The sequence below is a fragment of the Neobacillus sp. Fa239 genome (genome assembly GCF_055395235.1).
In genome coordinates, this window is the sequence record NZ_AP041611.1 from 5,313,015 (window position 1) to 5,337,416 (window position 24,402).

Genomic DNA, 24,402 nt, shown 5'->3' on the forward strand with positions numbered 1-24,402 from the left:
CATCACCCTCCTATTCCAGGCAAGATAGTTTCAAGTGTAGTATGAAGCGGTGAGCTTAGAACACTTGGGTATACACCGATTAACACAATCAGTAACATAAGAACCACTACAGGCACGACTTCCACGCCTTTTAAATCAAGAATTCCCGTAAATTCACGGTTTGCCTTGCCAAACGTAATGCCAAGAACGGCGCGGAGTAAATACACAGCGGTTAAAATAATACCGAGCGTACCAACTGCCGCGATCCAAGGCATTTTATCAAACAAGCCAAGGAAGGCCATGAATTCACTGACGAACCCGGACATGCCAGGAAGTCCAAGTGAAGCCAAACCGCCTGCGAGCAGGAACCCAGCCGCAACCGGCATCCCCTTTGCCATTCCGCCAAGGGCTTCGATATGCGATGTATCCGTGCGCTCATAAAATATTCCAACAAGGAAGAACAACAAAGCAGAAATTAATCCGTGTGAAATCACTTGGAAAATGGCCCCTTGGACCCCTGCTTGGTTCATGGCGGCAAGGCCGATTAACACAATTCCCATGTGAGAAATCGAAGAGTAAGCCAAAACCATTTTAAAATCAGATTGAATGAACGCCAGAAACGCCCCGTAGAGTAGGTTGATCACACCAAGAATAGCGATGAGCGTCGCAAGCTTTTCAAACTGCGCCGGGAAGATGCCCATTCCAAAACGGATTAACCCGTACGCACCAATTTTTAAAAGAATACCAGAGTGAATCATAACGACAGATGGCGGTGCTTGTACGTGTACGCGCAGCATCCAGCTGTGTAATGGAAAAATCGGTAATTTGACTCCGAAAGCAATTAATAATGAGATGAACAAGCCAAGCTTCAATCCGGCGGAAAGCGGACCGCCCTTGACGTTCACAATATGCTGCAAGTGCTCGATATTGGTTGTACCTGTTTTCGCAAATAGGATCATGATGACAATTAATAGAATCGCTGAACCAAATCCGTTATAGATTAAGAAGCTGAAAGCTGCTTTTTCTTTTTCAAAATAACCCCATTTTCCGACGAGGAAGAACGTTGGAATTAAGGTAACCTCGAAGAAAATAAAGAACAAGATTAAGTTTTCAGCGGTAAAAACACCAAGCATCCCTGTTTCAAGAAGAAGGAAGAGCATGAAATAGCCTTTCCATTCTTTTTTCACAAATTTCATTGCACCTAAGGCCGACAGCGTCGCAATCACAGCTGTTAGAATAACAAGCACGAGCTGGAAGCCATTAATCCCTAGTTCATAGTAAACCGCTAACAGCGGATCTTTGATTCCGATGATACCGCGGAATTGAATCCATTTCACTGACACGGCAAAATCGTGCAGGTCCTTCCCTGCCTGGAAATGCAGATAAATCGCAAGTGCCAGCAATAGTGCCGGCAGGGTGAAAAGAAAGCCGACAGCCTTGATGGCCTTTTCCTGTGTTTTTGGCATGAATGCCAGAACCACGATACCAAGCATTGGGGAGAATACTAGGATAGAAAGAACAGATGTTAAGTTCATTTTAAGTACCCCCCTGTTAACGCATAGATGACAGCTAATACAGCAAGGCCGATGAAGGCCACTGCGCCATATGTTTGAACCTGTCCGGTCTGCAGTTTGGAGCCGAGTCTTCCAAGTCCATGGACAATACCGGTTACAAGTTTCACGAGTCCTTCGACGATAACCGTATCAATGAAATGTAAGATGTAGCTGATTCCTTTTGTAAGAGCTACAATCGACATTTGATAGAATTCATCAATGTAATATTTGTTGTAAAGAATGGTATGCAATGTACCGCCGCGGCCGCTTAACCAGTTGCGGGAAACGGAACGTTTTCCGTAAACGAGCCAAGCAAAGTAAATACCTGCCAACGAAACGACAGTAGCAAGAATGGTAATCCAAATCGGGCTTTCGATATGAGCGTGAGCTTCAAGCGTTGGGTTTCCTTTCACAAGCCAGTCGCCAAGGAATTCACCGAACCATGGTGTATTGACATAACCGCCAATGATGGCCAGAACACCAAGAACGATCATCGGGAAGATCATATTTGTTGGTGATTCATGAACATGTTTTTGGTTACCGCGCGCTTCTCCGGTAAACACCAAGAAGAACAAGCGGAACATATAAAATGCCGTAAAGAATGCTGCAATGAGCGCAAGCAAGAACAAGATTGGATGCCCGGCTTCCCATGCTGCTGATAAAATCGATTCTTTACTGAAGAAACCTGATAATAATGGTACACCGCTGATGGCCATTGTTCCGATTAAGAATAATGGTCCTGTTAAGCGAAGCTTTTTCCAAAGTCCGCCCATTTCTTCGATATCCTGCGTATGGACTGCGTGGATGACACTTCCGGCAGCAAGGAATAATAATGCTTTAAAGAAAGCATGCGTCATAAGGTGGAAGACACCAGCGACATAACCTGCAGAACCTAAGGCAAGCATCATGTAGCCTAGCTGACTGACTGTAGAATAAGCTAAAACTCTCTTAATATCTGTTTGCACTATGCCAATGCTTGCGGCAAAAATGGCGGTGAAGCCACCAACGACGGCAACCGTCATCAATGCAGTTTTGCTCGCTAAGAACAACGGGTATAGCGCCGCTACTAAGTATACCCCGGCAGCAACCATTGTCGCGGCGTGGATTAACGCCGAAACTGGTGTTGGACCTTCCATCGCGTCAGGAAGCCATGTATGCAGGGGGAATTGACCTGATTTACCAACAGCTCCGATAAAAATGAGGATCGCTGTTAGGGTAATCATTGAATGTGAGATTGTGCCGTTTTGGACCGCGGCAAAAATATCACTGTATTCAAAGCTTTTTGTTTGCCAGAATAATAGAACCATGCCGATGAAGAGTCCAACGTCCCCGATCCGGGTCATGATGAACGCTTTTTTCGCGGCAGCCTTTGCCTCATCTTTGTAAAAATAAAAACCGATTAAGAGGAAGGAACCGACACCGACAAGCTCCCAGAAAATATAAGTTTGCAATAAGTTTGGCGAAAGGACCAGTCCAAGCATCGCAAACGTAAATAATCCTAAATAGGCATAGAATACTGGAATCCGCTCATCCCCGTGCATATACCCTTTTGAGTATGTATGTACCAGGAAGCTGACGAGCGATACAATAAACAGCATTAATGTATTTAATTGATTCACTTCAAATCCCGCTGTTAAATGAAGATCTCCTATGGTGAGCCAGTCTACCTTTGACAGGTATGTTGGTTGACTGAAGCGTTCGAATAGCACCAGCACCGAGTAGACAAGCGATGCAAGCGTGAGCAGAATCCCCACGTAGGTACTCGCTTCCTTCAGCCGCTTACCAAATAGAAGAAGGATCACAAACGATAATAGCGGGAAAAGCGGTATGATCCATGCACTTTCCATCATTATCACTATCCCCTTTTTTAAACGCGCGATTGAGCCTGAGATTTTTTTATAAAAATTGCGCGCCAGATTGGGCCCGCTTATGTAGCGGGACAATTATCAGGTATATTTTCACTACCTGCGTAATTATTCACAAATTGTTCAAAATTAGTTCTTCATCGAATCCATTTCATCGATATTTACCGTTTTCTTGTTGTTATACCATGAAATCAGAATCGCAAGACCAATGGCTGCTTCGGCGGCGGCCACACAGATCGCGAAGAGGGCAAAGATTTGTCCTGTGATCGATGGAGTTAAGCCGTATTTGCTGAAGGTTACCAGGTTAATGTTAACCGCATTGAGCATTAATTCGATTGAAATCAAGACGATGACAGTGTTGCGTTTTGAAAGAGCACCGTACAGTCCGATGCAAAATAAAATGAGCGCTAACGCCAGGAAGGCTGAAGCGGGTACTGAACTCATTCGGAATCCGCCTCCTTCACATCTTTTTTCGCCAAGACGATCGCACCAATTAGGGCGACTAGTAGTAATACAGAAACCAATTCAAATGGGATCAGCCATTTGGTATACATGGCTTTACCAATTTGCAGCGTGTTGTTCACATGCAAACTGCTTGCTCCTTGCGGAATGTCAAAGTTGTAAATGCCGATGTAGACGGTAAAGGCAAAGCCGATCACACCCAAGAACAATAGAATCTTTCTCCATTTGCCCGGTGATGGTTCTTCTTCGGCATCATGCTTCGTTAACATGATTCCAAACAGCATGATGATCGTGATGGCCCCAGAGTAAATTAAGATTTGTACCGCGGCGACGAATTCTGCCGATAGCAGCACGTATATGCCGGCAATGCTGACGAACGTAAAGATCAGGGCAACCACCATATGCATGACTTTGGTCAGGTTCAAAAGAAGAACGCCGCCGATGACCGCTGCTAAGGCAAGGCCGATAAATGCGAGAAACTCGCCTGAGAATGTCATGGTTTATTCACCTGCCGTACGTTTTCGTCGTTTTCATCTAACCATTCAAGATTTTTAAATAACATGTCCCTGCTGTACTCTGCGAGTTCAAAGTTGTTGGTCATGATAATCGCTTCTGTCGGGCAAACCTCGGTACATAGGTCACAAAGGATGCAGATTTCAAAGTTGATATCGTATGTATCGATGATTTTCCCTTTTTTCGTTGGGTCCGGGTGTTTTTTCCCCACTAAATCGATACATTCCGTCGGGCAAATGTTCATGCACTGATTGCAAACGATACATTTTTCCGGATAGAACTTTTGAATACCGCGGAACCGGTCAGGCATTGGCATCGGCTTATTTGGATAGTCATATGTGACTTTTTCGCGAGTTAAGTTTTTCAGGGTATATTTCAAGCCTTTAAATAAACCTTGCATGTTTTTCACCCCTTTTTCCTGTTAAAAATGATAAATCTTCCAAAGATATCGCTCGTATCGCTAGGCGATATGGGTTCTTTTTCTTCAAAAATATCGCTTGTATCGCCAGGCGATATGTATCGCACAGCGATATGAGTTCATTTTTAAAAGAATAACGATTTAATTAACGCAGTTAAGAAAATGTTTGCCAATGCGATTGGCAATAATACTTTCCAGCCCATTTCCATTAATTGATCGGCCCGAAGACGCGGGAATGCTACGCGTAGCCATATGTAGACAAATACGACTGCGGAAAATTTAAGTGAGAACCAAATGGCGCCCGGGATAAAGTTAAGGAAATGAAACGGCGCTAGCCAGCCTCCAAGGAATAGCGTAACAATAAGTGCGGACATCGCGAATAAGTAGACATATTCCGCTAGCATAAAGAAGGCCCAGCGGAAGCCAGTATATTCAACGTGATATCCGGCAACGAGCTCTGATTCCGATTCTGGAAGGTCGAATGGCGTCCGGTTTAATTCTGCCACGGATGCAATAAAAAAGATAATAAAACCAATTGGCTGTACAAGAATGAACCAGCCGTGAGTTTGTTGATGGACAATTGCATTCAAGTTCAGGCTTCCCGTTATTAGGATAATCCCCAGTACAGACATCACAAGCGGTACCTCATAGGAGATCATTTGTGCCGCAGCACGCATGCCCCCAAGAAGGGCGTATTTGTTATTGGATGCCCATGACCCTGTTAAAACGCCGAGGGTGGTTAAACCTGAAATGGCAATGTAGTAAAGCAAGCCCACTCCGATATCGGCAAATTGGAATTTGTCAGTAAATGGAATTACAGCAAGCACCATGAACGACGGTGCAAAGGCAATGACCGGCGCGATGATAAATAAGGGTCGATCGGCCATTTTCGGGATGATATCTTCTTTTAATAAAAGCTTTAAAACGTCAGCAACGGTCTGCAAGAGCCCCCATCTTCCGCCGACTTGGTTTGGACCATGCCTGAGCTGCATGTAACCCATGACCTTCCGCTCTGCTAAGATACCATATGTTACGAAGCCAAGTACGACTAAAAGTAAGATCACTCCGAGTAAAAAGAAAATTGCGAAGTTGAGCAATCCTGGACTCGAATGGAGTAAATTCTGTATCATTAGCCGTCCACCTCCCCAAGGACTATATCAATTCCTCCTAAAATGGCAATGAGGTTCGAGATATTTTCTCCTTTTAATAGTTTCGGGAGAATTTGCAGATTATAGAATGATGGTCTTCTAAGCTTCATTCGATATGGCTCTTTTTTACCATCGCTATAAATATAAACGCCAATTTCTCCGCGTGGTGATTCGATTCTGACAAAGCCCTCTCCTTTTGGTGCCTTAATAATTTTCGGCACTTTTGCAAGAATTTCCCCTTCAGCCGGGAATTGCTCGCAGGCCTGTTCGAGAATTTTCAGCGATTCTGTGATTTCCTCCATGCGCAGGAAGTAGCGTGCGGCAACATCGCCTTCCTCGCGGGTTGGAACGTCGAAATCAAAGCGGTCGTATATCGAATATGGTTCATCTTTACGAAGATCCCATTTGATGCCGGTTGAGCGAAGATTGATTCCGCTCAATGAATAATTGAGGGCGTCTTCTTTTGTATATTTCCCGACACCGTACATACGAGTTTTTAAGATTTCGTTGCCTGTTGCCAGTTCATGATAGCCTTTCAGCTGCTCTCTCATGTAAGGGATAAAGTCTTGGATTTTTTCAATCCAGCCTTCAGGTGCGTCCCATTTCACGCCGCCGACCCTCATATAGTTGAAGGTTAAGCGTGCTCCTGATAATTCATTTAAGAAGTTCAAAATCATTTCCCGTTCACGGAAAGCATATAGGAATGGACTGACGGCTCCCATATCCAATAGGAATGTCCCCCACCAAAGCAGGTGGCTGGAGATCCGGCCTAATTCCATGGCAATGACCCGCAGGAAATCGGCTCGTTCCGGAACTTCGATACCCATCATTGTTTCAACAGCATGACAGAGAACATAGTTGTTGGTCATGGCTGATACATAGTCCAAGCGGTCTGTATAAGGGATAATTTGTGTATATTGCAGGCTTTCAGCTAATTTTTCTGTTCCGCGGTGCAAGTAACCGATGACAGGTTTTGCTTCCGTTATAATTTCCCCATCGATTTTGACGACTAGACGGAAAACTCCATGCGTACTTGGATGCTGAGGGCCCACGTTAAGCATCATTTCTTCTGTTCTGATCACCCGCTACACCTCCACATCGTACTGCTCATAATCTTTTCTAAGTGGATAGCCAATCCAATCTTCACCGAGCAAGATCCGGCGTAAGTCCGGATGTCCTGGAAACTTAATTCCTAGCAAATCATAAGCTTCACATTCTGCCCATTCCGCTCCGGCCCATAGAGGCGTAACGGATTCGATTGTTGGTTCATCCCGGTCAATCTTACACTTCAGGGCGACGGATTGACGGTTCTTGTATGAGTATAAGTGAACATAGATTTCCATATGTGTGACAAAGTCTGTTCCATGAAGCTCCGATAAATAATCAAACCCCAACAGCTCATTGTATTTTAAAAATTGAGCCAGCTTGTAGTAGCTTTCGCGCTTCACCACAAGGGTTGGAACGTCCTTCGAGAGTTTATTAATATAAGAATCTTCCAAGACTTCCCCGCCTAGATTTTCTTCGATAACTTTCCGATATTTATCCAGGTACGGCTGGTTTGGAGATGGTTTTGCTTCTGCGGCAGGTGCCGGCGCTTCGTCTGCTTTGCCTGCGGCCTTTGCTTTGGCTGCAGCGGCTGCTTTTGCTTTCGCTTTTGCCGCGGCAATTGCCTTCGCTTTTTCGTCGTCTCCGTCTGCTGCGGCGGTTGTCCCACCTGCTGCGGCCTTAGCTTTGGCGGCTGCGGCAGCTTTTGCCTTGGCAACGGCGGCGGCTTTTTTCTTGGCTAGATCATCATCGCCTGCTGCTTCCGGTTCTGCTCCGCCTGCAAGTTCTGCTGCTTTCTTTTTCGCGGCTGCGGCGGCTTTCGCTTTCGCAGCGGCTGCGGCCTTGGCTGCGGCGGCAGCTTTCTGTGCAGCTAGGTCATCCGCTGATGCAGGTGCTGGTGCTTCTGTTGGTGCTTGGGCGGCGGCCCTTTTCGCGGCAGCTGCGGCTTTCGCAGCGGCAACAGCGGCGGCTTTTTGCGCAGCCAGGTCTTCCGCTGATGCAGGTGCTGGTGCTTCTGTTGGTGCTTGGGCGGCGGCCCTTTTCGCGGCAGCTGCAGCTTTGGCAGCGGCAACAGCGGCGGCTTTTTGCGCAGCCAGGTCATCTCCTGCTTCAGGCGCGGCAGTTTTTGGCGGTTCTTCCACTTTCGGTGGCTCTTCCGCTTTTGGCGGCTCCGGAGTTTGTCCGGCTGCTTTGGCGGCGCGTTTAGCAGCTGCTGCTGCTTTCGCCTTTTCTACCGCTTCTCTCTTTAATTGCTCGAGATCTTTTTCCCCGCTCATTGATTACATCACCTTCTTCCCAGTCTTCGCTTCGTACCGAATCTTTTCCTTTAATTTATTAATTCCATAAATTAAAGCAGCCGGGTTTGGAGGGCACCCTGGTATATAAACGTCAACGGGAACAATTTGGTCAACACCCTTTACAACAGAATAGGACTTCACATACGGTCCGCCCGCTGTTGCACAGGAACCCATTGCAATGACCCATTTTGGTTCAGGCATTTGATCATATAAACGTCTAAGAATAGGCGCCATTTTTTTCGTAACGGTTCCCGAAACAATCATACAGTCCGATTGTCTTGGAGAGGTTCGGAAAAACGATCCAAAGCGGTCCAAGTCATAATGTGAGGAACCGACTGCCATCATTTCAATCGCACAACAAGCTAGACCAAATGTCAGCGGGTAGATCGAATTACTTCGCGCCCACGCCTTAACTTGCTCTAGTGTTGTTAAGAACACATTTCTTTGTAATTCTTCCATTTCCTGTGGTGAAATATTGTCTAATTTTAGATCCATCGTAGCACCTTCTTCTTCCAAGCGTAGACCAGACCAATCAACAGCATAATAACGAATACAAACATTTCGCCTAATGCATATAGGCCCAGCTTATTATAAGCAACTGCCCATGGATATAAAAACACTGTTTCCACATCAAAAATAACAAACATAAGGGCAAAAATATAATAGCGGACATTGAACTGTACACGGGAATCGTGAAATGGCTCAATACCGCTTTCGTATGTGGTATACTTCGCTTCACTTGGCTTATGCGGACGCAGAAGCTTACCTAAAAATAACGCCACGACAGGCAGCAGCACACCGAGACATAGGAACACAAAAACTATCAGATAATTATTCTGATACAAATTTAGAAGTTCCATGTCTATCCCCTCCAATTTTTAAAATTTTCTCATTAGTGAATAATGTAATCGAATTCATTATAGCATTGTTAGAATAGCGTGTCGACAAGCCTTCCACTTTAATTTCGAAAGGCGAAATTTCCCCATTTTACTTACATAATGGTCCTTCCAATCCTTACATTACAAGGGTTTTCCACCACCTCAAAACACAGACTATTCGACAACAACCCCTATTTAACAACAAATCTCTTACACTGTCAGTGAGATTTGTCATTAATTGTTCATCATCTAACAAACTTTTAGGCGTTTGGCTTGGATTGTCAATAATTTGTTAAAATTGGCTTGTTCTTGTACCATCATATTCTCGATTGGGGAAATCATTCTTCTATTGTGAGGGATGGGGACTTTGGGTTTATGTGCGGGTTTAAATGGTTTATGTGCCGGTTTTATCAGTTTATGTGCCACTTCTTTCAATTTATGTGCCACTTCCCTCGATTTATGTGCCACTCACTCACCCACACCTCCCCAAAACAAAAAACCCCTCCAAAAAGAGGGGCCCCACATGAATCTATAATTTCGTATCTTTTACGCCGAGGCGGTTGATCGCACGTTGCAAGGCGAGTTCGGCGCGGCGGAAGTCGATGTGCTCCTGGTGCTGATTATGAAGACGCTTTTCAGCGCGTTCTTTCGCACGAAGGGCACGTTGAACATCAATATGTTCAGCCGTTTCAGCTGACTGAGCAAGAATAGTGATCTGGTCAGGACGGACTTCCAAGAAGCCGCCGCTAACGGCCACAAGCTCATACTTGCCGGCTTTTTTCAGGCGGACTACGCTAATTTTCAGCGGAGCAACCAATGGAATGTGACCAGGTAAAATCCCTAGTTCACCACTTGTCGCCCTGGCAATTACCATTTCCACATCTGATTCATACACCGGGCCATCGGGAGTTACGATATTGACCTTGATTGTATTCATTATTAAACCTCAACGCCCATGCGTTTTGCAGATTCAACTACTTCTTCAATGCGGCCGACTAAGCGGAATGCATCTTCTGGAAGGTGATCATATTTACCATCAAGGATTTCCTTAAATCCTTTAACCGTTTCTTTAACCGGCACATAAGATCCTGGCTGACCTGTAAACTGTTCCGCAACGTGGAAGTTTTGCGATAAGAAGAACTGAACACGGCGGGCACGAAGTACGACTAACTTATCATCATCTGAAAGTTCGTCCATACCAAGGATCGCGATGATATCTTGTAATTCACGGTAACGCTGTAATGTTTGTTGTACGCGGCGGGCAACATTATAATGTTCTTCGCCAACGATTTCTGGTGACAAGGCACGAGAAGTCGAAGCAAGTGGATCCACCGCTGGGTAGATACCCATCTCAGAAAGCTTACGCTCAAGGTTTGTTGTTGCATCCAAGTGAGCGAATGTTGTAGCCGGAGCCGGGTCAGTGTAGTCATCGGCTGGTACGTAAATCGCTTGGATCGATGTAACAGAACCTACGTTAGTAGAAGTAATACGTTCTTGTAATTTACCCATTTCAGTAGCAAGGGTTGGCTGGTAACCTACGGCAGAAGGCATACGGCCTAATAGCGCAGAAACCTCAGAACCTGCTTGCGTGAAACGGAAGATGTTATCCATGAAGAACAACACGTCTTGTCCTTGCTCATCACGGAAATATTCAGCCATTGTCAAACCAGTCAAGGCCACACGCATACGTGCACCTGGCGGCTCGTTCATCTGTCCGAATACCATCGCAGTTTGTTTAATAACGCCAGAATCCGTCATTTCGTGGTAAAGGTCGTTTCCTTCACGCGTACGCTCACCTACACCGGCGAATACGGAAATACCACTGTGCTCTTGCGCGATGTTATTGATCAATTCTTGGATTAATACGGTTTTACCTACACCGGCACCACCGAATAGACCGATCTTACCACCCTTGATGTATGGAGCTAAAAGGTCTACTACCTTAATCCCTGTTTCAAGAATTTCTACCTCAGTAGAAAGATTTTCGAAAGTTGGTGCTTCACGGTGAATCGAATCACGGCGTTCTGAAGCCGGAATATCATCCTTAAGGTCAATGGCTTCACCTAGTACGTTAAATACACGGCCAAGAGTTGGTTCACCAACCGGTACAGAAATAGGAGCACCCGTATCTGCCACTTCCGAACCACGAGTTAAACCGTCAGTGGAAGCCATCGCAATTGTACGAACTGTATCATCACCTAAATGAAGGGCTACTTCAAGGGTAAGCTTGATGCTTTCAGTACTAATTCTCAACGCATTATAAATCTCTGGAAGTTGACCGTTCTCGAACTTTACGTCAACAACCGGACCCATAACCTGAACAACGCGTCCAATGTTCATCATTTTCCCTCCTAACTTACTCTCTTCGATTCAAAACCTTTTTTTAAAAAGGAACCTATTGAATCGCTCTTTACTTGTATCCGTCCAACACGCCGTAGGGAATGAACGAATCATTCCCAATGGCTTTTGAAAAAATACTATTCTAGTGCGGCCGCACCGCCAACGATTTCCGTGATTTCTTGTGTAATCGCTGCTTGACGGGCACGGTTGTAAATCAATGTATAGTTCTTAATCAATTCTTTAGCGTTGTCCGTTGCGTTCTTCATGGCTGTCATCCGGGCAGCATGCTCACTTGCTTTACTGTCTAAAAGAGCACCGAAAATCAAGCTTTCTGCATATTGCGGGAGGAGAACTTCCAGGATCGCTTTCGCGTCCGGCTCAAATTCATAGGAAATGAGTTTGCCGGAAGTCTTAATTTCCGCAAGCGGCAATAGTTTCTTCTCGGTTACTTCCTGTGAAATCGCGCTAACATAATGATTGTAATAAAGGTAAAGTTCATCGAATGTACCATCGGCGAACATGCCTACTGTACTGCTGGTTAGATCTTTGATATCGGCGAAATTCGGCTGGTCTGAAACACCAGTGATTTCGAGTGCGACATTCATGCCCCGTTTGACGAAGAAGTCGCGCACAACTCGGCCGATTGCAATGACCGCAAATTCATCATTTGACTTATGACGGCTTTTGATATCTTGGAGGACGCGGCGCAGCACGTTGCTGTTAAAAGCGCCCGCAAGACCGCGGTCAGAAGCGATGACGATATAACCGGTTTTCTTTACAGGACGAGCTTGAAGCATGGGATGACGTACACCCTTTGCTCCGTTCGCAATAGCGGCGGTCACTTCCTGGATTTTCTCCATGTAAGGCACGAATGACTTCGCATTCATAACTCCACGGTTCCATTTCGCAGCCGAGGTCATCTCCATCGCCTTCGTAATCTGACTCGTCTTTTTCGTCGAATTAATCCGCGTTTTAATATCGCGTAATGATGCCATAGGTTCTCACCACCCTTTTTCGGGGGTCTGACCCCCGTTACTTTAACGCATTAATGCGGTGGGGGTCTGACCCCTATTCAGAAACTGCGAACGTCTTTTTGAAGGCGTTGATTGCAGAGCCCATATCTTCATCTGATGGAAGGTCCTTCGTTTTGGTGATATGGTCTAGTAGTTCTTTGCGGTTGTGGTCTAACCAGTTATGGAATTCTGATTCGAAACGACGAACGTCCTGCAATGGAATGTCATCTAAGAATCCGCGTGTTAATGCATATAGGATCGCTACTTGTTTTTCAACAGACAGCGGCTTGTGTAAGTCTTGTTTTAGTACTTCAACGGTACGTGCACCACGGTTCAATTTCGCTTGTGTTGCTTTATCAAGGTCAGAACCGAACTGAGCAAATGCTTCTAATTCACGGTAAGACGCAAGGTCAAGACGCAGTGTACCGGCAACCTTCTTCATTGCTTTGATCTGTGCAGAACCACCTACACGAGATACAGAAAGACCTGCGTTGATCGCTGGGCGAACACCGGAGAAGAATAAGTCAGATTGCAAGAAAATTTGTCCATCAGTGATGGAGATAACGTTTGTTGGGATATAAGCAGAAACGTCACCTGCTTGTGTTTCGATAAATGGTAAGGCAGTGATTGAACCAGCGCCAAGCGCGTCGCTCAATTTCGCTGCACGTTCTAGTAAACGGCTGTGCAAGTAGAATACATCCCCTGGATAAGCTTCACGACCTGGAGGACGACGAAGCAACAAGGAAAGCTCACGGTATGCAGCCGCTTGTTTTGATAAGTCATCATATACGATTAATACATGTTTGCCGGCATACATGAACTCTTCCGCCATTGCAACCCCTGCATATGGTGCTAAGAATAGCATTGGAGCAGGCTGTGAAGCAGACGCAGATACAACGATGGAGTATTCTAATGCGCCATTTTTACGAAGAGTTTCAACCGCACCACGTACTGTTGATTCTTTTTGTCCGATCGCAACATAGATACAGATCATGTTTTGACCTTTTTGGTTGATGATGGTATCGATCGCAACAGATGTTTTACCTGTTTGACGGTCCCCGATGATCAACTCACGCTGACCGCGGCCGATTGGCACAAGGGCGTCAATCGCTTTGATACCAGTTTGTAATGGCTCATGAACGGATTTACGAGCCATAACGCCTGAAGCTACTGCTTCAACAGGGCGAGTAGATGTTGTATTGATTGGACCTAAACCATCGATTGGTTGTCCTAATGAGTTTACAACACGTCCGATTAGACCTTCACCAACTGGAACCTCCATGATGCGGCCCGTACGGCGAACCTCGTCGCCCTCACGGATATCAGTGAAAGGTCCAAGGATGATAATACCGACGTTACTTTCTTCCAGGTTTTGTGCCATACCCATAACGCCGTTTGCGAATTCAACAAGTTCTCCAGCCATGACATTGTCAAGGCCATGAACACGTGCGATACCGTCACCAACAGAGATAACTGTACCGACATCTGTCACTTGAATTTCAGCCTGATAATTTTCGATTTGCTGCTTTATCAGGGCACTAATTTCTTCAGCTTTGATGCTCATGAGTTTCACCCCTAGCTTAACAATTTACGTTCTAGTCGATCGAGCTTGCCGCGCAAGCTGCCATCATATATACGGTTTCCGATGCGGAGCTTAACGCCACCGAGCAGGTCGGATTCCACGAAATTTTCAATTCTCAATGATTTCTTGCCAACCTTTGCTCCAAAGACGGCAGAAATCGCATCACGTTCAGATTCTGAAAGCGGGCGTACGCTGTAAACATCAGCTTTCGCAATGCCCATCTCTTCATAGGCCAGTTCAACAAACTGGTTTACCACTTCCACAATATCGTTTTCACGGTGACGGTCAATAAGAATGAGTAGTGTATTAACAACATATACATTTACAGAGACAAAAGCCTGCCGAATCATTTCTCTTTTCTGCTGTTTCGTCAGCTTTGAAGAGTTAAGGACAGCTGTTAAATCAGCATTCGTTTGTAACACTTCTTTGACAACACGAAGGTCTTCTTCGACAGTACTTAGAATCTGCTGGTCTTTTGCAATTTGAAAAAGAGCCGACGCGTAGCGTTTTGCTACTATGGAGTTGCTCATCGCTCTTCTCCTGCCTCTTTAATATATTCGTTAATGAGCTGGTCCTGATCTTTTGCATCCAGTTCTTTTTCAATCACTTTAGAGGCAATTAAAACAGACAGGGACGCCACTTGTTCACGAATAGCGGCAACAGCTTTTTCTTTTTGCTGGTCAATCTCAAGTTTTGCTGCTTCTTTAATGCGTTCTGCTTCAGAACGAGCAAGCACAATGATTTCTTCACGTTGAATATCGCCTTGCTTTTTAGCATTTTCAATTAACACTTGCGCTTCAGTACGTGCTTCTTTCAAAAGTGTTCTTTGCTCTTCTAAAAGCTTTTTCGCTTCTAAACCGCTTTGTTCAGCGGCATTAATTTCACTCGCAATATGCTCTTCACGCTGTTTCATGATGCCCATTAAAGGCTTCCACGCGAATTTTTTAAGCAATGCTAACAAGATTAAAAACATAATTAATTGGAAGATCATATCTCCGCCGTTGAAATGGGCGCCTGCTTCTGCTGCACCCAATACCAGATTGCTTGTTAACACCCTCGATTCACTCCCTTCAAGAGTCGTTGACTTTAAAAAAACGCTTTATTACCGTCACATAAATGAATGGCGAAGTTTTGCGTAACATCTTCGCCACCTGAAAAATTCTGTTGATTTTATCGGTTTAATACCATGAACGCTACAACGACACCGATAATCGGTAATGCTTCAACTAGACCAATCCCGATAAACATGTATGTTTGAAGTAATCCACGTGCTTCTGGTTGACGTCCAATACCTTCCACTGTACGACCGATAACAAGACCGTTACCGATACCTGCACCTACTGCTGCTAAACCCGCTGCAATTGCTGCTGCTATAAGATTCATTTTAAAGTTCCTCCTTAAAATTGTATGGAATAATTTATTTTATATTTTGCTCATGAAATGAACAGGAATATCTTAATGATCATGACTCACTTTGTGTGATAAATAAACCATTGTCAGCATAGTAAACAAATAGGCTTGGATTGTGCCGACGAAAACAGAGAATCCTTGCCAAACTAGTGTCAACGGTACGGCTGCTATCATACCTGCTGCACCAGTCCATGCCAGACCACCCGCAAGGAGTGATAATAACAATTCACCTGCGTAAATGTTACCGTAAAGCCGCAGACCAAGTGTTAAAGTATTGGCAAATTCCTCAATCAGTTTTAAAGGAAATAAGAATGGCAACGGACTTAAAAATCCTTTTCCATATTCTTTTGCTCCCTTTAACCTAATCCCATAGAAATGGGCAAGCAACATAACCATTGTTGCCAACGCCAGCGTATTCATCGGATCCGCCGTAGGCGATTTCCACCAGAGGTTACCCTTGATGACGATAGCAAATGGTAGTCCCAGCATATTGGATACAAAGATATACATAATTAATGTAATCCCAAGAATATGGAATCTTCCCCCATCATTCCAATCCATTGTACTTTTAATAAGTCCTTTAACAAAATCCATTACCCATTCGAGGAAATTCTGCATTCCAGTTGGTTTCATTGCAAGCCTTCGTGTTGAAACGACGGCGATGATAAAAACAATTAGACTAGCAACTGAAATCATCAAAATGTTAGCCAAGTTGAAGTATAGGCCCAAAAATTTTACTATAGGCGCTCCATGTTCCATGTAATCTCACCTCACTTCCCTTTTATCTATGTAAAATCAAAGAATGAACTAAATAATCTATCATAATGACAACATAAATTGTCATTAATCCCAATACAACAGATAAGATTTGAAATTCGTGGGGGTATTTTAACGCAATCACGACAGCGAGAGCAGCTGATGCCATTCTGGAAAAAGATCCAACTGAACGCACCTTTTTACCCTTTGTGATAGTTTTATCAAACTTATTCATTTCTCTAATCATCAGCCACAAATTAAAGAAGCTGAAGACGGTGCCGAGAATTAAACCTAGAAATACAGAATGATAAGGAGTAAAACCCCAGCCCAGAACATAGATAGACAACAAATAAAAAAGCCCTTTCCGTTGTCTATTGTACATCTGCATAAATTCCGGCATACTGTTTACTCTCCCGAAAAAAATTTTCGGATTGATAACACCATGGCATAAGTCCCTGATGCTAAACCAATAAACAATCCGATTATTAAGAAAATTGGACTTGTACCCCAATGCTGGTCTACCCATCTCCCGGCAAAAATACCAATCAGAATGGACCCTACTAGTTGGGAAACGATGGCAGACATTAGTGCCATTGCTTGAAAGGGGTTGCGGTTATTATTTCTCATTTTATCGCATCCTCACAATAGGAGAATGAGGCATGATGATAATAACATTTCCACTATAAATATGACCTAAATCGTTTGTGAAAACCTTATCATTTACACCCTTTGTAATCATACAATAGCGACTATTCAAAGTCAATTGATTTTAACGAAATATTCACTTGCATTTCCCATTCATTTTAGGTATATTAGAATATTAAATTTTCTGAAAATTAACCATTCGAATACTTATTCCTCCAAAAAACCTCCTAATTGTTAGGAGGTTTAATGGTGATTTTGGTTTCGATAAAATCTTCCCTGCCGGCCTTTTTTGCAAACACTTTGGCCAGATAGGTTCCTTCATGCATGCTGGGGACTTCCTTCTTGATCAGGCCTTTCCTCACATTTTGAATCGTATCCAGGAATCCGACAAAGCGGTAATCCTCTGGGTTAAACAAGGCAATGCCAAACTCCTCGGCCCCTCCCGGCAGATATACCTCATACATGTATTGCCCCGGCACATCGCCTTCCCCGAAATGAAAGCCCATCACTCTTGGGTAATTCGGTTCCTCCAGCACGTATATATAAGGTATGCGGATGGTGGATGCCCCGGCATGCAGGGTCAGCCAGCCATCATGGATCTTTTGTTTGAACTCCTTGGTATCCACCGTTAACTCGATGGCCATATCCTTTGTCTGTCCCCCTTCCAGGTTAAACGAAAGCGGCAGCTTCCAGCTTAAGCCCTCCGCTCGTCCGGGAATATCAAAGGCATAATGGGTCGGGGAATTACTCGTATTTTCCACATGTAAATTAACTTTTTGCACCGCCTCGTCATTGGTGAATTTCCCAAAATGGATCGAGCTTGGCGTTACAAGTGTTTGGGCCATAACGGCGTCATCCACCTGAATCCGGCCCGCCCCCTGCTCAAAGGTCCGATACGGGATGCCATTTCTTAAAAGCGGCTTCGCCGTATTCATCAGCGCCGCCTTGATTTGCAGCGGCGTCCAATCGGGATGTGCCTGCTTGATCAGCGCACAGGCCCCGGCCACATGCGGTGCTGCCATGCTCGTCCCCTGCAAGGAAAGGTACCCTCCCGGAATCGTCGAATTAATCGCAACCCCCGGCGCCACAATATCCGGCTTAATCTCCCAGGTGCCTGTCACCGGCCCCCTTGAGCTGAACTCAGCCAAGCGGTCCCGCTCCTCCAGGGTGGCGACTCTTACGGAAAGACCATTCTTTTTTAAAATGCCTCCGTCACGCTTAGAGAGTGAGCCCACTGGGATGGTCAGCGGTGATTCAAGGTTCCCCATAAAGTTTCCACTCATATTATTGTAGATCAGCACCGCTTTGGCCCCCGCAGCCAGGGCATTTTTGGCCTTTTGCGTAAAAGTCAGGCGGCCCCGTTCGATGAGAACCAGCTTGCCCTTCACATTTTTCATGTCTTCCTTCCGGCCTAACCCGCCGTCGGCAAGCTCCATAGAACGGTCCAGCTTCCATTCCTTCGATCCCTCCATCGGCTGTATCCTCAGCTTTTCGTCCGGTGTGATGACGTATGGAATCTCAAGGGTCGGTGTGGAAGCCCCAACGGAAATGGCTTTTGAAGCGGTGCCTGGTGAGCCGACTGTCCAGACATTCGGCCCCGCATTCCCATTTGCCGCGACTGCGACAATTCCCCTATCCACCGCGCGGTTCAGCGCGATGCTGATCGGCAAATCCGGGCCGTTGACATCGTTTCCCAGCGAGAGATTGACAATATCAACTTTATCTTTAATCGCCTGGTCAATCGCTGCGAGCACCTGCTCAGTCGTCCCGCCGCCGCCTGGACCAAGCGCTCGGTAAGCAATGATTTTCGCCTCTGGGGCAACTCCGCGGATTTTCCCGTTGCCGGCAATAATCCCCGCAACATGGGTGCCATGAATCGTTGCTCTGCCGATTGCCTGCGTCTCCATCGGATCGCTGTCGCCATCGACCAAATCATGCCCGCCGCCATAATTGCGGCGCAGATCCGGATGGGTATAGTCGACGCCCGTATCAATGACCCCAACAGTCACCCCTTTTCCGGTTAAGCGTTGATTTTTCGGGGAGAAAAAACGACGGACCTCCTCCCCGCCAATGATTTTCACATTCTCTTCCGTTTCTGCTTTGTATTGGGTGACGGGGGAAACCGTTTGGACTTGACGGTTTCTTTTCAGTTTCGCGATCGATTCCCGCGGGCCGACTACTGAAAAACCATAAAGTGCCTCCTGAAAAACATAACGCAGCTTGATGTCTTTGTAGGGGATGAGCATCTGTTGAATTTGCTGCCGTGTTTGCGGCCGTTCGGTTACGACAATGGCGGTAGTCGTTTGATTGGGTACGGGCGGTATGAGTGAATGGGATGTGGTTGGTGAAGGAATGGAAATGGTGAGTATAAGCAGCAGGATAAATTTTTTCATATGTACGATTTTCCCCTTTTTTGAATAGGGTTTTCTTTGGGTGGGGGAAATATGCTTATTCAAATAAATCTTCTTCCGGAAGTGTGAAGATTCGATCTTTGGGGAGATGGTAGGTGGTGCCTCGTTTTGTTCCTTTGGAAGGGAGCTTTAGAGATAGCAGTAAATTCCTTGCTATTGTAGGTGAGTCCATTTGTAAAAGTACTTGAAATTGTTTCCTGGTAATCTTTGCACTTTGGAGAAGAAAGTAATCATCCACTGTTTGGATATGAGCTGTTTTCGAAGTGTATTTACAGCAGGTGCAGTGCCATGTTCCTGAAACATAAATCATGGGGGCTCTTTTACACTTAGGACAATGAACTCCAGTGGGTAACTCTGTTGGGGAGATCCTGTAAGTTTTTAGAATGTTGGGGATAAACGGCCGGTGCTCCTGTAAAAGTGTATCAGCAAGGGTAACCAGTTTCTTTTTACTTAAATGTGGGGTCTGATACGTAATTTCTAATTCTTTTATTTTCTCTAACAATGCCTCTGAATAAATTAAGTCGTTGAAAATATCAGCATCTGTTGTGTGGATTTTTGTTGATGTTTTGCTTATCATCACCATGCTAATAATAGGCAGACTCTTCAGCTGCTTCTTAATTAAGATGTTTTTAAACTGATAATGATGCCTCTTTACTTGCAGGATCGGGTTTTGTACCCCTTCTTCATGCCCATCAAATATTCTAGTGACATGTTTTGAGTGTTGATCGAAACATAGGGTTCCTGAATAATTCTTGATTTCAAAAATTAGGGCAAAGAATTGTGATAGTAGCAGTAAATCCATCTGAAATTTCTTTCGATCCTGTAGACGCAATCCATGAAAGATGTAATATTGATCTTCCGGCAACAAAGACAAGTAATGTTTGCAATACTTTTCACCATAGTACCCTTTTAACCAGGCTTTTAGATCTTTTTCAATTTGCGGTCTCTTTGAATGAATTTTTGGGAGATTCCGCATTAGGGCAATACACTGAATCGCCTGAATGGGTACCTTTAAATCCATCATAATCATAGAATCATCTCCTCATTAGGTAAGTTCAATTCAAATTTCGAGGGTTTTCAGCAAAATCCTTCTGAAAAAAATGTGAATTTTTCTAGAGGGTTTGGGGTATTGGTTTTTTGTACATGAATTAAAGGGTTTTGTACATAGTTCTTGAAGTTTTGTACATGATTTTAAGACTTTTGTACATTTTTACAATATTTAGAAGGAGGTCTACATGTACTTTTTCTAGAATGTTTGGGTTTGTACATGTTTTTGGCTTTTTTGTACATAAATTAAAGGGTTTTGTACATGTTTCTTAAAATTTTGTACATACTTTTATGAATTTTGTACATGTTTCCTAACCTTTTGTACATTTTTACAATATTTGGAACCAAACCAACCAAAAAAAACCAAGCAGACGACACCCGTCCACTTGGTTTCCTTAAAAATCTTATTTCGTCCCAAACAACCGATCCCCAGCATCGCCCAAACCTGGCACAATGTATCCGTGGTCGTTCAATTTTTCATCTAAGGCTGCGATGTAGATATCAACATCCGGGTGTGCTTCTTTGACTGCTTCGACACCTTCTGGAGCGGCAATCAGGCACATGAATTTGATGTTTTTGGCACCGCGCTTTTTCAAGGAGTTGATCGCTTCATTTGCGGAACCGCCTGTTGCGAGCATTGGGTCCACGACGATGAAATCGCGCTCTTCCACGTCACTTGGCAATTTAACATAATATTCTACTGGTTTTAATGTTTCAGGGTCGCGGTATAAACCGATATGGCCCACTTTTGCTGCTGGAATTAATTTTAAAATTCCATCTACCATGCCGATTCCGGCGCGCAAAATAGGGACAAGGCCGATCTTTTTACCGGAAAGAACCTTTGATTTAGCCGGGCAGACAGGTGTTTCAATCGTAATGTCCTCAAGCTGCATATCCCTCGTGATTTCAAAAGCCATCAGTGTCGCCACTTCGTCTACCAATTCCCTGAAATCCTTCGTTCCTGTGTTTTTATCGCGTATGTATGTCAGCTTGTGCTGAATGAGTGGATGGTCGAAGACGTATACCTTTGCCACCAATATCGCCCCTTTATTAAAATTTACTTCGTCTCATTTTACAGAAAAAAATCCGAATGAGCAAATAAAAAACCGACCTTTTTAAAAGGCCGATTTTTCAGCTAATTAATATTCTGGATATAAAACAAACTTGCTGGTTAACGCCTCAACACGGGCACTTGCTTCTTCAAGCTTCGCGTGATCGTCATGGTTTTTCAAGGTAAACGCGATGATGGAGGCAATTTCGTCCATCTCTTCCAAACCAAAGCCGCGGGAGGTAACAGCAGCTGTACCAATGCGGATACCGCTTGTGACAAACGGACTTTGCGGATCGAAAGGAATCGTGTTTTTATTAACGGTAATACCAATTTCATCAAGCACATGCTCAGCCACTTTGCCTGTTAAGCCAAGATTTTGAACATCCACTAGTAAAAGATGGTTGTCAGTACCGCCGGATACAAGCTTCAGTCCTTCTTTTTGAAGACTTTCAGCTAAACGCTTCGCATTCTCCACAATATTACCGGCATATACTTTGAAATCCTCTTGAAGGGCTTCACCGAATGCAACCGCTTTGGCGGCAATCACATGCATAAGCGGACCGCCTTGAATGCCAGGGAAAATTGACTTATCGATTTTTTTCCCAAACTCTTCACGGCAAAGGATCATGCCGCCGCGAGGACCGCGCAATGTTTTATGGGTAGTCGTAGTGACAAAATCAGCGTATGGCACTGGATTTTGATGGAGACCTGCAGCAACAAGTCCGGCGATATGGGCCATGTCCACCATCAAATAAGCGCCAACCTCATCAGCAATCTCGCGGAATTTCGCAAAATCGATTTCTCTTGGGTATGCACTTGCGCCAGCTACAATCAGCTTCGGCTTATGCTCAACCGCTTTTGCACGAACATCCTCATAGTTAATCGTTTGCGTTACTTCATCGACACCGTATTCAACAAACTTATATTGAATACCGCTGAAGTTGACCGGGCTGCCGTGTGTTAAGTGGCCGCCGTGTGACAAATTCATGCCAAGGACTGTATCGCCATGTTCAAGAATCGTAAAGTAAACTGCCATATTCGCTTGGGCGCCGGAGTGCGGCTGAACATTGACATGCTCTGCGCCAAAAATCTGCTTCGCACGGTCACGCGCCAAATCCTCGACGATATCCACATATTCGCAACCGCCATAATAGCGTTTTGCCGGATACCCTTCCGCATATTTGTTTGTTAAAACGGACCCCTGTGCTTCCATAACCGCTTCACTTACAAAATTTTCTGAGGCAATTAATTCAATCTTCGCACGCTGGCGGCCTAGTTCCTGCTGAATTGCCTGAAATACCTGCTCGTCCTGCTGTGATAAGTGTTTCATTGTGAATCCCCCTTGTGTTCGTATGTATCCGTAACAATTTGAAAATTCCATCATCAATCTTAACACACTTTTCCCGTTATGAAAATGAATTACTATGAACAGCTTAAATTACTGCTGTTCCTTACGTAAACAGCCCGCTCGCCGCCAATCAGCTTCGGACGTGTCCGCGCCAATGTCACATGGGCGTGGCCAAGCGTTTTTTGCTTAACCCGGACGGGAACGGCCACGTGTTTCAAATGCATACCAATAAAGGTTTGGCCGATATCGATTCCTGCGTCTGCTTTGATAAACTCGACCACAACCGCATCTGATAGCTGTTCAAACGCATAGGTTGCCATCGCGCCCCCCGCTTTTCGGGCCGGCACAACAGATACCTCGTCCAAACCTCTTTCAAGTGCGACCGCCCTTTCGACGACAAGCGCCCTGTTCAAATGCTCACAGCACTGGAATGCCAGCTCGATTCCTGTTTCGTCCGCCAATTTTTTCAGCTGGCGAAAAATCATTTCCGCCACTTCAAGCGTCCCCGAGGTTCCAATTCGTTCGCCCAGAACTTCACTGGTGCTGCAGCCCACCACCAACAGCTGTCCCGGTTTAAAAGCGTTAAACTCTTCCAAAATTGCTGCCAATTCGGCTTCCCATTCCTGAATCATCAGCCTTTACCTCCTTTACAGCTGCTTTTTTTCAATCTCACTGATTTTTGCGATGCGATCGGCATGACGTCCGCCCTCGAACTCCCCTGTCAGCCATACTTGGGCAATTTCCCTTGCAAGGCCCGGGCCAATGACGCGTTCACCCATCGCCAAAATATTGCTGTCATTGTGCGCGCGCGTTGCCTTCGCACTGAAGGTATCATGCACAAGAGCACAGCGAATCCCCTTCACCTTGTTGGCCGAAATGCTCATACCAATGCCGGTCCCACAAATCAAAATGCCTCGGTCAAACTCGCCGCTCGCCACTTTTTCCGCAACCGGCAGCGCATAATCCGGATAGTCCACAGACGTGCTGCAGTCACAGCCAAAATCAACATATTCAATCCCTAGCTCTTCTAATAAATGTGCAATTTCTTTTCGAATATTGACGCCACCATGGTCCGATGCCAATGCTACTTTCATCAATAGCCCTCCTCGAATTCGAATTCTCTACCATTTTGACATACTGTTAAAAAAAGATAAAGAAAGAGGAGGTCCCAAAAGGGTCTGACCTCCTCTTTATTCTTCCAATTTTTCAATTACCTGCTCAATTAATTCTTCCAATTCCCGAAAGGTTTCGCGGTACATCGCGAGCGTCCCCCCATATGGGTCGGCAACATCTTGTAACGGGATTTCACCAGCAAATTCCTTTAATGTAAAAAGCTTCGCGGCAGATTCAGGGAAGTTTCCGAGGATCGCCGATTTGTGAGAACCCGTCATCGTTAAAATCAAGTCTGCCCACTCCACGTCCTCGCCCCTAAGCAGGCTCGATTGATGATTATGTAGAATTTCATTTTCCACTAGGACCTGCTTGGCATGCGCTGATGCTTCAGAGCCGTTTGCGGCAAAAATCCCCGCAGACCTTACTTCCAACCCGGCGATGTTCTTGCTTTTTAAAATTGCTTCGGCCATTGGACTCCGGCACGTGTTTCCGGTACATACAAACAAAATGTGCTGCAATCTGTTCGCC

27 protein-coding genes are annotated in these 24,402 nt (G+C 45.1%); all 27 read right to left on the minus strand.

The features are described 5' to 3' along the window. Window positions 1-2: 2 nt before the first annotated feature. The 27 genes from ACZ5XR_RS26240 to ACZ5XR_RS26370 all read right to left on the minus strand — a co-directional run bounded on the left by ACZ5XR_RS26240 (window position 3) and on the right by ACZ5XR_RS26370 (window position 24,392). Window positions 3-1,514, minus strand: coding sequence for an NADH-quinone oxidoreductase subunit M (locus tag ACZ5XR_RS26240; protein WP_464499369.1), 1,512 nt, complete (start codon window positions 1,512-1,514; stop codon window positions 3-5). Continuing rightward, window positions 1,511-3,382 carry an NADH-quinone oxidoreductase subunit L gene (gene nuoL / locus ACZ5XR_RS26245; protein WP_464499370.1) on the minus strand — a complete coding sequence of 624 codons (1,872 nt, stop codon included), beginning with the start codon at window positions 3,380-3,382 and terminating at the stop codon, window positions 1,511-1,513. The genes ACZ5XR_RS26240 and nuoL overlap by 4 nt, the downstream gene beginning before the upstream one ends. A gap of 144 nt (window positions 3,383-3,526) precedes the next feature. After that, on the minus strand, window positions 3,527-3,841 hold the full coding sequence (gene nuoK, locus ACZ5XR_RS26250) for an NADH-quinone oxidoreductase subunit NuoK (protein WP_464499371.1): 315 nt from the start codon (window positions 3,839-3,841) through the stop codon (window positions 3,527-3,529). Further along, window positions 3,838-4,356 (minus strand): NADH-quinone oxidoreductase subunit J, encoded by a 519-nt coding sequence (locus ACZ5XR_RS26255; RefSeq protein WP_464499372.1) that lies wholly within the window; start codon window positions 4,354-4,356, stop codon window positions 3,838-3,840. Before ACZ5XR_RS26255 ends, nuoK begins: the two co-directional genes overlap by 4 nt. Beyond that, window positions 4,353-4,772, minus strand: a complete 420-nt coding sequence (nuoI, locus tag ACZ5XR_RS26260; protein WP_464499373.1) for an NADH-quinone oxidoreductase subunit NuoI — start codon at window positions 4,770-4,772, stop codon at window positions 4,353-4,355. Before nuoI ends, ACZ5XR_RS26255 begins: the two co-directional genes overlap by 4 nt. Before the next feature lie 143 nt (window positions 4,773-4,915). Further along, on the minus strand, window positions 4,916-5,920 hold the full coding sequence (gene nuoH / locus ACZ5XR_RS26265) for an NADH-quinone oxidoreductase subunit NuoH (protein ID WP_464499374.1): 1,005 nt from the start codon (window positions 5,918-5,920) through the stop codon (window positions 4,916-4,918). Further along, complete coding sequence (locus ACZ5XR_RS26270; RefSeq protein ID WP_464499375.1) at window positions 5,920-7,020, minus strand: NADH-quinone oxidoreductase subunit D; 1,101 nt, start codon at window positions 7,018-7,020, stop codon at window positions 5,920-5,922. The genes nuoH and ACZ5XR_RS26270 overlap by 1 nt, the downstream gene beginning before the upstream one ends. A gap of 3 nt (window positions 7,021-7,023) precedes the next feature. Further along, window positions 7,024-8,259, minus strand: coding sequence for an NADH-quinone oxidoreductase subunit C (locus tag ACZ5XR_RS26275; protein ID WP_464499376.1), 1,236 nt, complete (start codon window positions 8,257-8,259; stop codon window positions 7,024-7,026). A 3-nt stretch (window positions 8,260-8,262) separates the two neighbouring features. Then, window positions 8,263-8,775 (minus strand): NuoB/complex I 20 kDa subunit family protein, encoded by a 513-nt coding sequence (locus tag ACZ5XR_RS26280; protein WP_464499377.1) that lies wholly within the window; start codon window positions 8,773-8,775, stop codon window positions 8,263-8,265. Continuing rightward, window positions 8,766-9,140: an NADH-quinone oxidoreductase subunit A gene (locus ACZ5XR_RS26285; RefSeq protein ID WP_464499378.1), complete on the minus strand. Its 375-nt coding sequence runs from the start codon at window positions 9,138-9,140 to the stop codon at window positions 8,766-8,768. Before ACZ5XR_RS26285 ends, ACZ5XR_RS26280 begins: the two co-directional genes overlap by 10 nt. A 547-nt stretch (window positions 9,141-9,687) precedes the next feature. After that, window positions 9,688-10,095, minus strand: a complete 408-nt coding sequence (locus ACZ5XR_RS26290; protein ID WP_464499379.1) for a F0F1 ATP synthase subunit epsilon — start codon at window positions 10,093-10,095, stop codon at window positions 9,688-9,690. 2 nt (window positions 10,096-10,097) lie between these two features. Further along, window positions 10,098-11,498, minus strand: a complete 1,401-nt coding sequence (gene atpD, locus ACZ5XR_RS26295) for a F0F1 ATP synthase subunit beta (protein WP_464502443.1) — start codon at window positions 11,496-11,498, stop codon at window positions 10,098-10,100. Window positions 11,499-11,635: 137 nt separating this feature from the next. Further along, window positions 11,636-12,493, minus strand: coding sequence for an ATP synthase F1 subunit gamma (gene atpG, locus ACZ5XR_RS26300; RefSeq protein ID WP_464499380.1), 858 nt, complete (start codon window positions 12,491-12,493; stop codon window positions 11,636-11,638). A gap of 73 nt (window positions 12,494-12,566) precedes the next feature. After that, entirely contained in the window at window positions 12,567-14,075 is a 1,509-nt protein-coding gene (gene atpA, locus ACZ5XR_RS26305; RefSeq protein WP_464499381.1) for a F0F1 ATP synthase subunit alpha, read from the minus strand. Between the two features lie 11 nt (window positions 14,076-14,086). Beyond that, window positions 14,087-14,623: a F0F1 ATP synthase subunit delta gene (locus ACZ5XR_RS26310; RefSeq protein WP_464499382.1), complete on the minus strand. Its 537-nt coding sequence runs from the start codon at window positions 14,621-14,623 to the stop codon at window positions 14,087-14,089. Then, window positions 14,620-15,147 carry a F0F1 ATP synthase subunit B gene (gene atpF / locus ACZ5XR_RS26315; protein WP_464499383.1) on the minus strand — a complete coding sequence of 176 codons (528 nt, stop codon included), beginning with the start codon at window positions 15,145-15,147 and terminating at the stop codon, window positions 14,620-14,622. Before atpF ends, ACZ5XR_RS26310 begins: the two co-directional genes overlap by 4 nt. Window positions 15,148-15,263: 116 nt before the next feature. Further along, the gene (gene atpE, locus ACZ5XR_RS26320) at window positions 15,264-15,476 is read right to left on the minus strand and encodes a F0F1 ATP synthase subunit C (protein ID WP_464499384.1); all 213 of its coding nucleotides are present in this window, start codon (window positions 15,474-15,476) and stop codon (window positions 15,264-15,266) included. Between the two features lie 72 nt (window positions 15,477-15,548). Continuing rightward, window positions 15,549-16,262 (minus strand): F0F1 ATP synthase subunit A, encoded by a 714-nt coding sequence (gene atpB / locus ACZ5XR_RS26325; protein WP_464499385.1) that lies wholly within the window; start codon window positions 16,260-16,262, stop codon window positions 15,549-15,551. Between the two features lie 22 nt (window positions 16,263-16,284). Next, window positions 16,285-16,659 (minus strand): ATP synthase subunit I, encoded by a 375-nt coding sequence (locus ACZ5XR_RS26330; RefSeq protein ID WP_464499386.1) that lies wholly within the window; start codon window positions 16,657-16,659, stop codon window positions 16,285-16,287. Window positions 16,660-16,664: 5 nt separating this feature from the next. After that, window positions 16,665-16,886, minus strand: a complete 222-nt coding sequence (locus ACZ5XR_RS26335) for an AtpZ/AtpI family protein (RefSeq protein WP_464499387.1) — start codon at window positions 16,884-16,886, stop codon at window positions 16,665-16,667. A 245-nt stretch (window positions 16,887-17,131) separates the two neighbouring features. Beyond that, the gene (locus ACZ5XR_RS26340) at window positions 17,132-19,297 is read right to left on the minus strand and encodes a S8 family serine peptidase (protein ID WP_464499388.1); all 2,166 of its coding nucleotides are present in this window, start codon (window positions 19,295-19,297) and stop codon (window positions 17,132-17,134) included. 55 nt (window positions 19,298-19,352) lie between these two features. Then, window positions 19,353-20,345, minus strand: coding sequence for a nuclease-related domain-containing protein (locus ACZ5XR_RS26345; RefSeq protein WP_464499389.1), 993 nt, complete (start codon window positions 20,343-20,345; stop codon window positions 19,353-19,355). A gap of 421 nt (window positions 20,346-20,766) precedes the next feature. After that, on the minus strand, window positions 20,767-21,396 hold the full coding sequence (upp, locus tag ACZ5XR_RS26350) for a uracil phosphoribosyltransferase (RefSeq protein WP_464499390.1): 630 nt from the start codon (window positions 21,394-21,396) through the stop codon (window positions 20,767-20,769). Window positions 21,397-21,501: 105 nt separating this feature from the next. Then, window positions 21,502-22,743 (minus strand): serine hydroxymethyltransferase, encoded by a 1,242-nt coding sequence (glyA, locus tag ACZ5XR_RS26355; RefSeq protein WP_464499391.1) that lies wholly within the window; start codon window positions 22,741-22,743, stop codon window positions 21,502-21,504. A 92-nt stretch (window positions 22,744-22,835) separates the two neighbouring features. Next, on the minus strand, window positions 22,836-23,393 hold the full coding sequence (locus ACZ5XR_RS26360) for a TIGR01440 family protein (protein ID WP_464499392.1): 558 nt from the start codon (window positions 23,391-23,393) through the stop codon (window positions 22,836-22,838). A gap of 15 nt (window positions 23,394-23,408) precedes the next feature. Further along, entirely contained in the window at window positions 23,409-23,855 is a 447-nt protein-coding gene (rpiB, locus tag ACZ5XR_RS26365; protein ID WP_464499394.1) for a ribose 5-phosphate isomerase B, read from the minus strand. Window positions 23,856-23,951: 96 nt separating this feature from the next. Continuing rightward, the gene (locus ACZ5XR_RS26370; RefSeq protein ID WP_464499396.1) at window positions 23,952-24,392 is read right to left on the minus strand and encodes a low molecular weight protein arginine phosphatase; all 441 of its coding nucleotides are present in this window, start codon (window positions 24,390-24,392) and stop codon (window positions 23,952-23,954) included. Window positions 24,393-24,402 lie beyond the last annotated feature (10 nt).